This is a genomic window from Flavobacterium collinsii (assembly GCF_902804485.1).
Lineage (GTDB): Bacteria > Bacteroidota > Bacteroidia > Flavobacteriales > Flavobacteriaceae > Flavobacterium > Flavobacterium collinsii.
In genome coordinates this window covers 47,051-60,697 of the sequence record NZ_CADCST010000054.1, presented here as the reverse complement: position 1 = coordinate 60,697, position 13,647 = coordinate 47,051, and the positions used below count along the sequence as shown (strand labels likewise).

The following is a 13,647-nucleotide window of genomic DNA, read 5'->3' as shown; positions in this document are numbered from 1 at the left end:
CTTTTGCCACGAATTTCACGAATTAACACGAATTGAATCGTAAATTTTTGTCTAAAAAATTAGCTGTAATTTGTGAAATTCGTGGCAAAACAGAAATTCTTTACAATCTGTGGCAAGAAACAAAACAATGAAAAAGCTATTATTACTTATTTTCTTCTTCGGAGTAACTTCAACGGGATTTTGCCAGCTGAAAGGCAGAACTTTTGAGGAAGTAGATGCTTTACAGCAAACTCAAAAACGGAAAATCATTGTTTTCATTCATACCGATTGGTGTCAGTATTGCCAAAGAATGAAATCGACAACCTTCAAAAATCAGGAAATCATTGAAAAACTCAATTCCGATTTTTACTTCGTCGATTTTAATGCCGAAGAAAAGCGAGAGATTACTTTTAACAATCAGATTTTTAAATACAAACCTACAGGGAATAATGTTGGAGTTCATGAGCTAGCTTTGCAGCTCGGAACCATCAACAATCAAATTGTATATCCGGTTTTATGTGTTTTGGATGAAAAGAACGAGATACTTCTGCAGTACAATAACTCCCTTAATCCTGCCGATTTTAAACTGATTTTAGAAAAGCTGCAAGAATAAAATTTCTTATTTTTGAAGATGAATTCTTCACAAATTAAACACTTTGATTACATTTTTACCGGAACAGGTTTAGCGGCTTTGATGACCGTTTACAAAATGGCACTTTCCGGGAATTTTTTAGACAAATCGGTTTTATTACTGGATCAGGATGTAAAAAAGACAAATGACCGAACCTGGTGCTTTTGGGCCAATCATGAAACGATTTGGAATCCGATTGTTTTAAAAAAATGGGATTCTGCTTTGTTTGCTGATGAAAATTCCAAGCGTGATTTGAACCTGAATCCGTATCAATACAGCCAAATTAGAGGATTAGACTTTTATAATTTTGTTTTTGAAGAACTCTCGAAACATTACAATATTACTTTTTTAAATGAAAAAGTAACCGATATCAACGAACTTGAAACCCATGTTTTTATTGGAACTGAAGAAAATAGGTATACCTGCAATCAGCTGTTCAATAGTATTTATACTTCATCTTTTGCATTAAGTCAAACGAAATATCCTGTTTTACAACAGCACTTTACAGGATGGTTTGTGAAATCTGAAAAGGAAGTCTTCGATCCGCAACAAGCCACTTTTATGGATTTCTCAGTCGAACAAAAACAAAATACACGCTTTATGTATGTTCTGCCCCTTTCAAAAACCGAAGCCCTGGTAGAATACACACTATTTTCTGAAATTTTACTTTCTAAGGAAGAGTACGAAAATGAAATTCAGATTTATCTGGAGAAGTTAGGAGTTCATCCATACGAAATTCTGGAAAAGGAGCAGGGAAGTATCCCAATGACCGCTTATCCGTTTTGGAAGAAAAACACCAAACGCGTTTTGAATATTGGAACAGCCGGGGGCTGGACGAAAGCAAGTACGGGCTATACTTTTAGAAATTCGGATAAGAAATCATCTGAATTAGTGTCCTTTCTTAGTTCTTCAATGTCACTAAAATTAAGTGCCTTTCATAAAAAAAACAGATTCTGGTTTTATGATTTACTGCTTTTGGATATTCTATATCGTCATAATGAATTGGGGAGCAGTATTTTTTCGTCATTATTCAAAAAAGGAAATCCGTCTTTGATCTTTAAATTCTTAGACGAAGAAACTACTTTGATCGAAGATGTTAAAGTTATTTTAAAGTGTCCTAAAGTGCCATTTATAAAAGCGTTATTTAGAGTGATTTTTCTTCCAAATAAATTTAACTTAAACCAATAACCTTTGAAAAACATTATTTTAGCATTCAGTTTCTTTTTTTCGATTATCTCTTTTGCACAAGTATCCAAAAATAAAGCTCAGGATGCTATTCAGGTCAAATACTTAGACAGTTGTGCCTATAAGTACAATTATACTTTTCAAATGTCAGAATGGCAAAATTGCATCGACGAAGGTCTAAAAAAAGATAGCACAATAGCTTATCTGTGGCAACAAAAAGCAATGCCGTATTTTAAATGCAAGAAATACGAAGTCGGAATGCCTTTTCTGGATAAAGCCGTTCGTTATAATAAACAAGAATGGCTTCCGTACCGGGCTTTTATAAAATGTATTTTTGCGAAAACGTATAAAAGTGCGATTGTTGATTTTGAAGAATGCATTAAACTTTACGGAAACAGTTATGTCATGGATCATACCTATAGTTTTTATATAGGGCTTTGTTATTTGCAATTGAATGAATACGATAAAGCCGAAAAGCTGTTTGACGATTATGTAAATGACATTTATAAAAACAGACAACAATTAGAACATCCTACAGCGTATTTTTATCAGGGAATTGCCAAATATGAGCTCAAAAAATGGGACGAAGCACTTGTTATTTTTGATAAAGCGCTCAAAGTATATCCTGAATTTTCGGATGTAAAATATTATAAAGCCATTTGCTGGTTGCAACAAGGAAAACCAAGAGAAGAAGTCGTGGCTTTGGTTGGTGTGGCAAGAGAAGATGCAGCCAAAGGTTTTTCGATCAATGAAGACAATACGATCTATGAGACTTATCCCTACCAAAAAAAGTTTAGCAAATAACAATTGAACTATAACAAAACTTTATACCTGAATTTAAGTAGTTGCGAGTAAACTTTGTAACTTTGCAGTTCAAAAGTAAAACTTAAAAATAAAAAATATGTATCCAGAAGAAATGGTAAAACCAATGCAAGCTGAATTAACTGCTGCTGGTTTTCAAGATTTACATAGTGCTGACGCTGTAGATAATGCTATCAAAGCTGAAGGTACCACTTTAGTTGTTGTAAACTCTGTTTGTGGTTGTGCTGCAAGAAATGCACGTCCGGGAGCAAAAATGAGTTTAGAAGGCGCTAAAAAACCAGATCACTTAATCACAGTTTTCGCTGGTGTTGATAAAGAAGCAGTTGATGCTGCTAGACAACATATGTTTCCTTTCCCTCCATCATCGCCATCTATGGCTTTGTTCAAAAACGGAGAATTGGTTCACATGTTAGAGCGTCACCACATCGAAGGCCGTCCAGCTGAATTGATCGCGGAGAACTTGAAAGATGCCTTTGAGGAGTTTTGTTAATTCCTAAAGGGACTAAGGTTCTGAGTTGCTGAGGTTCTAAGGTTTTAGGCACAAAGTGACAGAGGTACAAAGGCACAAAGGTTATATAAAAAAGCACTATGAAAATAGTGCTTTCTGTTGTTTTACAGTTTTATAACCTTAGTTCCTTAGAACCTCAGCAACTCAGAACCTTTAAAGATTCCATCCCCCGCCAAGGGCTTTGTACAATTGTACCATTGAGCTCAATTGTCTTTCAGATAACTGGGCAAGACTTAACTGAGCCTGAAATAAGTTACTTTCGACATCTAAAACTTCCAGATAAGAAACATAACCGCTGTCATATCTTTCGTAGGAGAGCTTGTAATTTATTAAAGCTGCTTTAACCTGTCTGTTGCGTGCTTCCCATTCGTCTTTATACGTTTTGATGTTTTGAATGGATTGTTCGACTTCTGTAACGGCCGAGATATAGGTCTTTTGATAGGCAAATTTGAGTTCTTCAGCCTGTTGTCTGTATATTTCCACTCTTCGTTTATTTTTCCCAAAAGCAAATATAGGACCCGCAATGCCTGCAGAGGCATTTTGCGAATAAGAACTGCCTAAAAATAGGTTGCCTAAATCAGCACTGGCAAATCCTGCAATTGCTGCGAGATTAAGAGAAGGAAAACGCATGGCTTGAGCTGTTCCGATTCTTTCGTTTGAAGCTTTGTATTTTAACTCTGCCGCTTTTACATCTGGTCTGTTTTCCAGCAAAGAAGACGGGATCGACAACGGTATCTCGCTTACGATTCGCAGTTCGGTATTAGATTTTCCTCTGGGAATTTGTGAAGGAAGCTGGCCGGTAAGTAGAGAAATGATATTTTCCTGAACAGTTATTTGTCTCTTAATGTTTGGAATAGTAGCTTCGGCAATAGCAACCTGCTGTTCTATTTGTACTTTGTCGACCTCAGAGATATAGCCGCTTTTAAATCTTTGATTGATGATTTCATAGTACTTTTCTCTGGTAGAAAGGGTTTGCTGTGCGATTTCTAATTGATCATCAAAATTGCGCATCTGAAAATAAGCGGTAGCAATATTACTCACAATATTTGAAAGTACCACCTTGCGTGCTTCTTCGGTCGCAAGGAGTTCATTTTGTACGGCATTGTTTTCATGACGGTACCTTCCCCAAAAATCAATTTCCCAGGACATGCTTGCGCCAACATTCGATGGCGTCAGGTTTTTCTCATTACTGTTTATGGTTGCTCCGTATTGAAAGGAAGGCAATAAGTTTGTTTTAGAGTATCCTAATTCTGCTCGAAGCTGATCAATTCTGGTGACCGCAATTTTTAAATCATAATTGTTTTGAAGCCCTTTTGTAATCAGACCTTTTAAAACATCATCATTAAATATGTCAAACCATTTTAAATTAGTGACCGAAGCGAGGCTGTCTAAATTTCGTTCGTTTTGATAAGAATCAGATTTTTGCTGTTCAGGTTTTGTATACTTCGGTCCCACCATACAGCCCATAGGTAATAGCGAAAGTGCAAGTATAACTACGATTATTTTATATTTCTTAATCATCATGGCCTGTAGTATTTGAGTCCTTATTATTTTCTGCTGCTGCGACCGTATCTTCTTTTTTCTTTCCGATGTTTTCAATCATGACAAATAAGCCGGGTACAATTAATACACCCAGAACGGTGGCGATTAACATACCGCTAAACACAGCCATTCCCATTACAATACGAGCCTGAGAACCGGCACCTGTAGCTGTTAGTAATGGAACAACGCCAAGAATAAAGGCAAAAGCGGTCATTAAAATTGGTCGGAAACGAAGTTTCGCCGCAACCATAGCCGATTCATATAGCGGTTTTCCTTTTTCATATTCTTCTTTGGCAAACTCCACAATAAGAATCGCATTCTTGGCGACCAATCCAATTAACAATACTAACCCAATTTGGGCAAAAACGTTGTTAACATAAGCATCGCTTCCTATTCTGGCGAGAAGCAGTCCCAAAAAGGCTCCAAAAACAGCGAACGGCGCACCCAATAAAACACTAAAGGGTAATTTCCAACTTTCGTACTGTGCGGCCAGAATTAAAAACACAAACACCAATGCCATTATAAACACGGAACTTCCACCTGGTGAATGTTTTTCCTGATAGGAAAGGTTGATGTAATCGTAACCCATATCCGCAGGCAGCGTTTGTTTTGCGACTTCTTCTAAAGCTTCCAGAGCCTGAGCACTACTGTAACCATCGCTGGGGCTTCCCCCAATTTCGGCCGACCTGAAAAGGTTTAAACGATTGGTAAAATCCGGACCCATAACTTTTGTTGCGGTTACCAAGGTGGATATTGGAAGCATGTCGCCATCATTGTTTTTTATATAAATTAGATTTAAGTCTTCGGGTTTTACTCTGTTAACGGCTTCACCTTGTATGAAAACTTTATATTGACGTCCAAAACGGTTAAAGTCATTCACATAACTTCCTCCTAGAAAAGCACCTAATGCCTCTGTAACTTTCGAGACGGGTACGCCCAGTTTCATGGCTTTGTCGTTATCGATATCGAGTTTTATTTGTGGAGACCCCGCATTAAAGGTGGTGTAAATTCGTTTTATTTCAGGACGCTTCTGAGCTGCAGCTATAAAAGCCTGAGTTTGCTCTGCCAAATATTGTGGTGTATTTCCGCCTCTGTCCTGTAACATTAAACTAAAACCTGCAGAGGCACCCAGACCTTGAATTGCAGGAGGGCCAAATCCAAATACAGAAGCTGTAGTAATTTCAGTTGCAAATTTTTTGTTTAAACGGTCTACAAATTGTTTAGAGGTTTCATCTCTGTCTTCCCAAGGTTTTAAGGAGATAAAGACAAATGCACTATTAGACTGGTACGAATTGGTAAGCATACTAAAACCATTTATGGTCGTATAGGACAATATGGATTTTTCTTCTTTTAAAAAGCGGTCTACTTTTCGGGATACTTCATCTGTACGCTGTAAGGAAGAGGCAGGCGGTAAAGACATATTGACTAATACATAGCCCTGATCTTCTTCAGGTATAAATCCTAATGGAATTTTTTTGCCTAATAATACAACAGCAGCAAGAATAACGGCTAGTAATACAACAATTCGCATTGATTTTTTGGCAAAGAAAGTGGCTCCTTTAATGTATTTTCCGGTAACCTTTTCGAAAATCCGATTAAATCCCGCGAAAAATTTGGCTAACCACCCGGTTTGCTCTTCGATTGGTTTTGTCGGTTTTAGCAACATGGCGCATAAGGCCGGACTTAAAGATAACGCACTAAAGGCAGAGAATGCAACTGATACCGCAATAGTTATGGCGAACTGCTGATAAAAACGACCTGTAATTCCCGGAGTCATTGCAACAGGTACAAAAACGGCAATCAAGATTAGGGCAATGGCAATTACAGGACCGGATACTTCGCGCATCGCCTGAATCGTGGCTTCCCGGGGGCTTTTGCCTTTCTCGATATGATGAATTACAGCTTCTACCACAACTATGGCATCATCGACTACGATACCAATAGCTAACACTAATCCTAAGAGCGAAAGTGTGTTTATTGAAAATCCTAATAACGGGAAAACGGCAATTGTTCCAATTAATGAAACCGGAACGGTTATTAAAGGGATTAATGTGGCGCGCCAGTTTTGTAGAAAAATAAACACAACCAGAATAACCAGAATAACCGCTTCAAAGAGCGTATGGACAATATCTTCAACTCCGGCAGTAATAGCAAGGGTTGTATCCAGTGATTCCTGATATTCAATGTCTTTTGGGAATTTTTGAGACAGCTCTTTCATAGCATTTTTGGCTAGTTTTGCCACTTCAAGCGCATTACTACCGGGCATTTGGTAAACAGCCATTACGGCACTTGGAGAACTGTTGCGACGTGCAGACGAACTGTAATTTTCGGTTCCTAACTCAATTCTGGAAATGTCATTTAGTAAAACCTGTGCGCCATCTTTTTTACTTCGCACAACGATTTCTCCAAATTGCTTTTCGGTTACTAAACGATCCTGAAGTGTAACACCATAAGTAAATTCGGTACTCGGTGGTGCGGGTTCAGCTCCAAACTTCCCTCCGGGACTAATCATGTTTTGGGCGTTTAAAGCATTTTTTACATCATCAACAGTAACACCCAGTTTGCTCATGACATCGGCCTTTAACCAAATACGCATCGAATAGTCACTTCCTCCAAAAAGAGAAACCTCACCAACACCCTTTATACGGGCCAATTGATCTACGATATTGATACTGGCATAATTGTTTAAAAACTTAGCATCATATTTTGGATTGTTTGACGTGACTGTAAATAGCATCATCGGAAATGATAAGGACTTTTTTACTACTACACCTTGCTGTTTTACACTTTGGGGCATAAATGGGGAGGATTGATTTTGCCTGTTTTGAGTAAGCATGTTAGCATTATCCAAATTGGTTCCCACATCAAAAGTTACTTCAATAGTACAAGCACCGTCAGAGGTATTGGTAGATTTCATGTACAGCATATTTTCTACACCATTTACTTTTTGTTCAATGGGCGTAGCAACGGCCTGTTCGACATTTAGCGCATTGGCACCTGTAAAACTGGTATTGATTTTAACAACAGGCGGGTTGATGTCCGGGTATTGTGAAATAGGCGTTTTTTGTAATGCCAATAATCCAAGTATCACAATAATAATACTGATTACAATAGCAACGATTGGTCTTCGAACGAAAAATTCTCCCATAATACAAGGTGTAAAAGTTATTTAGTTGCTGCAGTTTCAGTCTGACCCAATTGCCATTGAATTACTTTTGGCGTAATAACACTTCCATTTTTTAATAATGAAGTACCTCCCATGGCTATTTTGTCTCCGGGTTTTAAGCCATCTTCAATAACGTAACCATCTTTTACAGCTGGACCGGGTTTTACAATTTGCATATTAACCTTATTGTCTTTTCCTAATACATAAACCTGAAAAATACCCTGTACTTCAATAACAGCACGTTGCGGAATAACGATCGCATCTTTACGAACGTCAGTAAGTAGTGCAATTTTTACATATTGTCCCGGGCGTAACAATTTGTCCGGATTTGCGAATGCAGCTTCAAATGTTATAGCTCCGGTAGAAGGATCAATCTGTCTGTCGGCAAAGCTGACTTTACCGGTTTCGGGATAAACAGAACCGTCAGATAACTTTAGCGAAACTGTTGCGCCAGAACCTTTTAAAGGAGAATTGGGTTTGTTGAATTCTCTGAATAGACGTAGAAATTCCTGTTCACTCATTGTAAATCGAACTCTTACATCACCCAAATCAGAGATTGTATTCAGAACAGACGCCGCGCCAGGTCTCACATAATCACCAACTCTTACTTTTGATATTCCGATTAAACCTGAAATGGGTGCTTCAATTCGGCAATAACCCAGTTCAATTTTCGAATTTTCTAAGGAGGCCTGTGATGCTTTAATTTGAGCCTGAGAAGCATTGTATGCTGATTTAGCCGAAATTAATTCTCTCTGACTAACGGCATTTATCTTGGCTAGGGGGGCGATCATATCTAAGTCTGCTTTGGTCTTTGCCAAACGTGCCTGTGATTCTGCCAGTGTTCCTTCGGCTTGGTCTCTTTTTGCTTTATAGGGTAGTGGATCTATGGTATACAGCAGTTGTCCTTTGGTAACAAAGCCCCCTTCTTTAAAATTTAAACTTATAATAATGCCATCAACACGCGGATTTATTTGAATATCGGACTGACCGTAAGTTTGTCCCGTATATTCAGATTCTACGTTTACATCCTGATTTAAAACAGTAAGAACTGAAATTTCAAGTGGTTTGGGCGCTGGAGGAGTTTCTTTTTTACAGGCTGAAAGAAAGAAAAGGAGTAGGATTGCTGAAGGGTAAATTTTGTTCATTTTTAATTTATATTAAGATGTATTAATATTCAACTAACTAGAAACCAATTAAGTCCAAAGCTAAGTTAACATTTTTTTAGCAAAAATGTAGAAAAAGAGCCTTTCATTTTTATTACGGATGTATTTATTGTAATATCCTTTTAAAGCTGTTTTAGGATAAATTATAAATTGCAATCTTCTATAAATTTGGGACTTTTTTTTCACCAGGAAAAATGAGATGAAATGTTAATAGCATTTTTAATCTGAAAATAAATCTTATTTTTGCAGCAGATTTTAAAAATCACACATAATTCTTAACTTAAAACTGTTTATAGCATGCAACTGTATAACACTTTGAGCGCAGAAGAAAGAGCTATCTTAATCGATGATGCCGGTAAACAACGACTAACGTTGTCTTTCTATGCGTATGCCAAAATTGAAGATCCCAAAAAATTTCGCGACGATTTATTTATTGCCTGGAACAAGCTTGATGCTTTAGGCCGAATCTATGTTGCTAACGAAGGTATTAATGCTCAAATGAGTATTCCTGCCGAAAATTTGGAGGCTTTTAGAGAAACTTTGAATGTCTACGACTTTATGAAAGGCATACGATTGAATGAAGCTGTAGAACATGACGATCATTCCTTTTTAAAATTAACGATTAAAGTTCGTCATAAAATTGTCGCTGATGGTCTAAACGACGAAACTTTTGATGTAACCGATATAGGGGTTCATTTAAAAGCCAAAGAGTTCAACGAGATTTTAGAGGATCCAAATACGATTGTAGTCGATTTTAGAAATCACTACGAAAGTGAAGTAGGGCACTTTAAAAATGCTATTACTCCTGATGTTGAAACTTTTAGAGAGAGTTTACCTATCATCAATGAACAGCTTCAAAATCATAAAGAAGATAAAAACCTTGTCATGTATTGTACCGGAGGAATCCGATGTGAGAAAGCAAGTGCATATTTCAAACATCAGGGTTTCAAAAATGTTTTTCAATTAGAAGGTGGTATCATCAATTACGCCAAACAAATTGAGGAAGAAGGCCTGGAAAGCAAATTCATCGGAAAAAACTTTGTATTTGATAATCGTTTAGGTGAAAGAATTACAGAAGATATCATTTCGCAATGTCACCAATGCGGAAAGCCTTGTGACAATCACACCAATTGCGAGAATGATGGCTGTCATTTATTATTTATTCAGTGTGATGAATGTAAAACGGCAATGGAAAACTGTTGTTCTACAGAATGTTTAGAAATTATCCACATGCCTTTGGTAGATCAGGTTCGATTGAGAACCGGAAAACAAGTTGGAAACAAAGTTTTCAGAAAAGGAAAATCGGAAAATTTGAAATTCAAACATTCAGGTGATTTACCCAATACGGCTTTGGCTGCAGCAGAAAAACCTGTTGATATTCGTCAGAAAGTAAAAGTAAAAAAAGTACTTCTTGGAAAAGCAGAGCATTATTATGTAAAAGCACAAGTGGCACAGTTTACGATTGAAAACCAAGAGCTAAATGCCGGTGATAAAATTTTAATTTCGGGGCCAACGACTGGTAATCAGGAAATGGTTTTAGAAAAACTGATCGTTGACGGAGCCGAAACTTCAACGGCTAAAATTGGTGATAAGGTTACTTTTGAGGTACCTTTCCGTATTCGTTTGTCAGATAAATTGTATAAAATTGTAAATTAGCGAAATTTTAAGCTAATTTACATTATGTCACAATCTTTTACCAAATTATGGGTTCATGCAATTTGGGCAACCAAGAATCGACAGGAACTAATTTGATTTTTCTATTCAGAAAACATTGTATGATTTCATTTGGCAAGAGCTGATTGAACTCGGGTGTCCAGTTAGAATCATCAATGGAATGCCAGATCATGTGCATGTCTTATTTTTACAAAATCCACAAAAAACTGTTTCAGATATTGTAAAGCAAATTAAAGGAAGTTCTTCTCATTTTATGAATAGAGGAGAATTTATCCTTGAAAAATTTGCGTGGCAAACTGGCTTTGCGGCTTTCTCTGTTAGCGAATCCCAGTTAGATGCAGTTTATAATTATATTAAAAATCAAAAGCAACATCATCTTAAGAAAAACGGACAAGATGAATTCGATGATTTTGTAAAATTGCATGGATTGGGGGATCAATGATTCTTATCAATACGTTCCCCGTGGTTTCAACCACGGGCTATATTTAAAAATCATTGAAAGAAAACATAGCCTGCGGTTTCAACCGGAGGAACACAACGAGTATCCACAACGATCGTCTGTTTTACAAGTTTTAGTCTTTCGCTGTTGTTGAAGATGTTCATCGCTACGTTTCCCGTGGTTGAAACCACGGGTTATATTTGAAAAACATCCATATAGAAAAACATAGCCTGCGGTTTCAACCGCAGGAACGCAGCGAGTATCCATAGCGCATATATGTTTTACAAGATTGAATCAAAAACGTTTCCCACGGTTGAAACCGTGGACTATTTTTGATAAAGATTGCGCAACGGTTTATAAATAATTTTTAAAATATAGACTATGATAAAAATCATAGAAATCTAATCTATACCCACATTATTTTTGCCAATTGTTAGACGAGTAGATTCGGAAAACATATCATTGGAATAATAAAATCAAAAATGACTATTACAAATAAAATCGAACTCATGTCTCCTGCCGGAGATTTTGATTCGCTTCAGGCTGCTTTAGATAATGGTTGTGATTCTGTCTATTTTGGTGTTGAACAGCTTAATATGCGTGCACGTTCAACGGTGAATTTTACGATTGAAGATTTAAGAGAAATTGCGAACCGATGTGAATCTAAAAACGTTCGAAGTTACCTTACATTAAATACAATTATTTACGATCATGATTTATCAGTTGTTAAAACATTACTGAATAAGGCAAAAGAGGCCAATATTACTGCGGTGATTGCTTCTGATCAGGCTGTAATTGCAATGGCCCGATCAATTGGAATGGAAATTCATATTTCGACACAGTTGAATATAACCAACATCGAAACCATAAAGTTTTATAGTTTATTCGCAGATACAATGGTTTTAAGCCGTGAATTGAGCCTACGCCAGGTAAAGAATATTACGGCTCAGATTGAGAAGGAGCAGATAAAAGGTCCAAACGGAAATTTGGTCGAAATCGAAATTTTCGGCCATGGTGCTTTGTGCATGGCGGTTTCCGGTAAATGTTATCTGAGTTTGCATTCGCATAACTCGTCTGCTAATCGTGGGGCCTGCAAACAAAACTGCAGAAAAAAATATACTGTTATCGATCAGGAAACTGGTTTTGAAATCGAATTGGATAACGAATACATGATGTCGCCTAAAGATTTATGTACGATTGATTTCTTAGATCAGGTTATCGATTCGGGAATTCAGGTTTTAAAAATTGAAGGCCGGGGCCGTGCGCCAGAGTATGTGGCAACTGTGATTAAAACGTATCGCGAAGCTATTGATGCGTATTATGATGGTACTTTTTCAAAAGAAAAAATAGCAGTTTGGATGCAGACATTAGAAACCGTTTACAATCGCGGATTTTGGTCAGGGTATTATCTGGGTCAGGAATTGGGAGAATGGAGCGATATTCCGGGATCTGCAGCAACACAAAAGAAGGTTTATGTTGGAAAAGGGACACACTATTTTCCGAAAGCCAATGTAGGGCAATTCAAAATTGAGGCTTACGATATTAAAATAGGAGATAAAATTCTGGTAACGGGACCAAGTACGGGTGCGCAGGAAATGATTATTGACGAAATGTTTGTAAATGATCTTGAAGCCGAAAAAGCAACAAAAGGGGATGATTGTACTTTTAAATTGCCATTCAGAATCAGAATGTCTGATAAACTATATAAAATCGTTGAGGCATAATGGTGATTGTTACTTTACAAAGAGATAAGTGCATTGGCTGTAATTATTGTGTTGAGATGGATCCTATCCATTTTCAGATGTCAAAGAAAGACGGAAAATCAGTTTTGATTCATTCCGTAAATGCAAAAGGATTTTTTACTTTAAAATCTCCAAATCATACGATTGCAGAAAGTTGTGAATTGGCGGCTAAGGTTTGTCCGGTGAAAATTATAACGGTTAAGGAGACTTAGGCCATTATTTTTTTATTATAGTAAAACCCTATTTTGTGTAATACACAAAATAGGGTTTTTAAATTAGGATTAAATGTGTTTCTCACTTAACACATAAGAGATATCAATCTAACAAGTTTTCCAGATTTGTATATTCTTCAATAGCATGTTGCTGTTGTGATTTTCTTTTTTTAGTTGAAAATAAAGTATGACCAACAACCCAATCAGGAATTAAGCTTAAAAATTTAACGCGATAACCAATATCTAAATAGTGATGAACGATAGTTTTGTTTTCAGAGATGTTTTCTAAAGCTATTGTAAGATAGACAGGGTAGAAGTAGAGGGCTTTCATTTTTACCAGCTTATTTTCGGTTACTTCTGTTATACGCCATTTATACTTTACTGTTGTTCCTTCAACAATTTCTTTGAAATAAAGAATACTTCCCAGTTCTTGTTCTGTTCTTTTAATTACTTCAAAGTCCTTATGCGCTGGATGCCATTGGGAATACTTTTCCTTGTCAAGGGTAAGAAGGAATTTATAGATGAGAGCTGTATTCTTTTTTACCTCTATGTTTGTTAGCAGCTGAATCATTAGACATTTTTTT

General features: G+C 36.8%; 11 protein-coding genes and 1 pseudogene. 8 read left to right on the top strand and 4 right to left on the bottom strand.

Features of this window, described 5'->3' with window-relative positions; all coding sequences use genetic code 11:
- The first annotated feature begins 127 nt into the window (after positions 1-127).
- The 4 genes from FLA105534_RS02450 (at position 128) to FLA105534_RS02435 (ending at position 3,107) form a co-directional block, all read left to right on the top strand.
- Positions 128-592 carry a thioredoxin family protein gene (locus FLA105534_RS02450; protein WP_173964461.1) on the top strand — a complete coding sequence of 155 codons (465 nt, stop codon included), beginning with the start codon at positions 128-130 and terminating at the stop codon, positions 590-592.
- An 18-nt stretch (positions 593-610) separates the two neighbouring features.
- On the top strand, positions 611-1,798 hold the full coding sequence (locus FLA105534_RS02445) for a lycopene cyclase family protein (protein ID WP_173964539.1): 1,188 nt from the start codon (positions 611-613) through the stop codon (positions 1,796-1,798).
- Between the two features lie 3 nt (positions 1,799-1,801).
- Positions 1,802-2,599, top strand: coding sequence for a tetratricopeptide repeat protein (locus FLA105534_RS02440; RefSeq protein WP_173964460.1), 798 nt, complete (start codon positions 1,802-1,804; stop codon positions 2,597-2,599).
- A gap of 97 nt (positions 2,600-2,696) precedes the next feature.
- The gene (locus FLA105534_RS02435; RefSeq protein ID WP_173964459.1) at positions 2,697-3,107 is read left to right on the top strand and encodes a BrxA/BrxB family bacilliredoxin; all 411 of its coding nucleotides are present in this window, start codon (positions 2,697-2,699) and stop codon (positions 3,105-3,107) included.
- Positions 3,108-3,278: 171 nt separating this feature from the next.
- On the opposite strand, the gene FLA105534_RS02430 is transcribed toward FLA105534_RS02435, so the two are convergent.
- From FLA105534_RS02430 to FLA105534_RS02420, 3 genes are read right to left on the bottom strand one after another with little or no spacing between them, the layout of a single operon-like run.
- Complete coding sequence (locus FLA105534_RS02430) at positions 3,279-4,649, bottom strand: efflux transporter outer membrane subunit (RefSeq protein ID WP_246253158.1); 1,371 nt, start codon at positions 4,647-4,649, stop codon at positions 3,279-3,281.
- Positions 4,639-7,815 (bottom strand): efflux RND transporter permease subunit, encoded by a 3,177-nt coding sequence (locus tag FLA105534_RS02425; RefSeq protein ID WP_173964458.1) that lies wholly within the window; start codon positions 7,813-7,815, stop codon positions 4,639-4,641. Before FLA105534_RS02425 ends, FLA105534_RS02430 begins: the two co-directional genes overlap by 11 nt.
- 17 nt (positions 7,816-7,832) lie before the next feature.
- Positions 7,833-8,978, bottom strand: coding sequence for an efflux RND transporter periplasmic adaptor subunit (locus FLA105534_RS02420; RefSeq protein ID WP_173964457.1), 1,146 nt, complete (start codon positions 8,976-8,978; stop codon positions 7,833-7,835).
- A 315-nt stretch (positions 8,979-9,293) separates the two neighbouring features.
- Here FLA105534_RS02420 and trhO point away from each other — a divergent pair, with 315 nt between their 5' ends.
- From trhO to FLA105534_RS02400, 4 genes and pseudogenes are all read left to right on the top strand, one after another.
- Positions 9,294-10,652: an oxygen-dependent tRNA uridine(34) hydroxylase TrhO gene (gene trhO, locus FLA105534_RS02415; RefSeq protein WP_173964456.1), complete on the top strand. Its 1,359-nt coding sequence runs from the start codon at positions 9,294-9,296 to the stop codon at positions 10,650-10,652.
- Positions 10,653-10,676: 24 nt separating this feature from the next.
- A pseudogene (tnpA, locus tag FLA105534_RS02410) lies at positions 10,677-11,112 on the top strand (IS200/IS605 family transposase).
- Positions 11,113-11,591: 479 nt separating this feature from the next.
- Complete coding sequence (locus FLA105534_RS02405) at positions 11,592-12,833, top strand: peptidase U32 family protein (RefSeq protein ID WP_173964455.1); 1,242 nt, start codon at positions 11,592-11,594, stop codon at positions 12,831-12,833.
- Entirely contained in the window at positions 12,833-13,063 is a 231-nt protein-coding gene (locus FLA105534_RS02400; RefSeq protein ID WP_173964454.1) for a ferredoxin, read from the top strand. Before FLA105534_RS02405 ends, FLA105534_RS02400 begins: the two co-directional genes overlap by 1 nt.
- Positions 13,064-13,166: 103 nt before the next feature.
- Here the strand turns inward: FLA105534_RS02400 and FLA105534_RS02395 are convergent, their stop codons facing one another.
- The gene (locus FLA105534_RS02395) at positions 13,167-13,634 is read right to left on the bottom strand and encodes a hypothetical protein (protein WP_173964453.1); all 468 of its coding nucleotides are present in this window, start codon (positions 13,632-13,634) and stop codon (positions 13,167-13,169) included.
- Between the last annotated feature and the right edge of the window lie 13 nt (positions 13,635-13,647).

Coding starts and splice junctions, on each gene's coding strand:
- FLA105534_RS02450 (WP_173964461.1), top strand. CDS start 128: ATGAAAAAGCTATTATTACTTATTTTCTTCTTCGGAGTAACTTCAACG.
- FLA105534_RS02445 (WP_173964539.1), top strand. CDS start 611: ATGAATTCTTCACAAATTAAACACTTTGATTACATTTTTACCGGAACA.
- FLA105534_RS02435 (WP_173964459.1), top strand. CDS start 2,697: ATGTATCCAGAAGAAATGGTAAAACCAATGCAAGCTGAATTAACTGCT.
- FLA105534_RS02430 (WP_246253158.1), bottom strand. CDS start 4,649: ATGATGATTAAGAAATATAAAATAATCGTAGTTATACTTGCACTTTCG.
- FLA105534_RS02425 (WP_173964458.1), bottom strand. CDS start 7,815: ATGGGAGAATTTTTCGTTCGAAGACCAATCGTTGCTATTGTAATCAGT.
- FLA105534_RS02420 (WP_173964457.1), bottom strand. CDS start 8,978: ATGAACAAAATTTACCCTTCAGCAATCCTACTCCTTTTCTTTCTTTCA.
- trhO (WP_173964456.1), top strand. CDS start 9,294: ATGCAACTGTATAACACTTTGAGCGCAGAAGAAAGAGCTATCTTAATC.
- FLA105534_RS02405 (WP_173964455.1), top strand. CDS start 11,592: ATGACTATTACAAATAAAATCGAACTCATGTCTCCTGCCGGAGATTTT.
- FLA105534_RS02400 (WP_173964454.1), top strand. CDS start 12,833: ATGGTGATTGTTACTTTACAAAGAGATAAGTGCATTGGCTGTAATTAT.
- FLA105534_RS02395 (WP_173964453.1), bottom strand. CDS start 13,634: ATGATTCAGCTGCTAACAAACATAGAGGTAAAAAAGAATACAGCTCTC.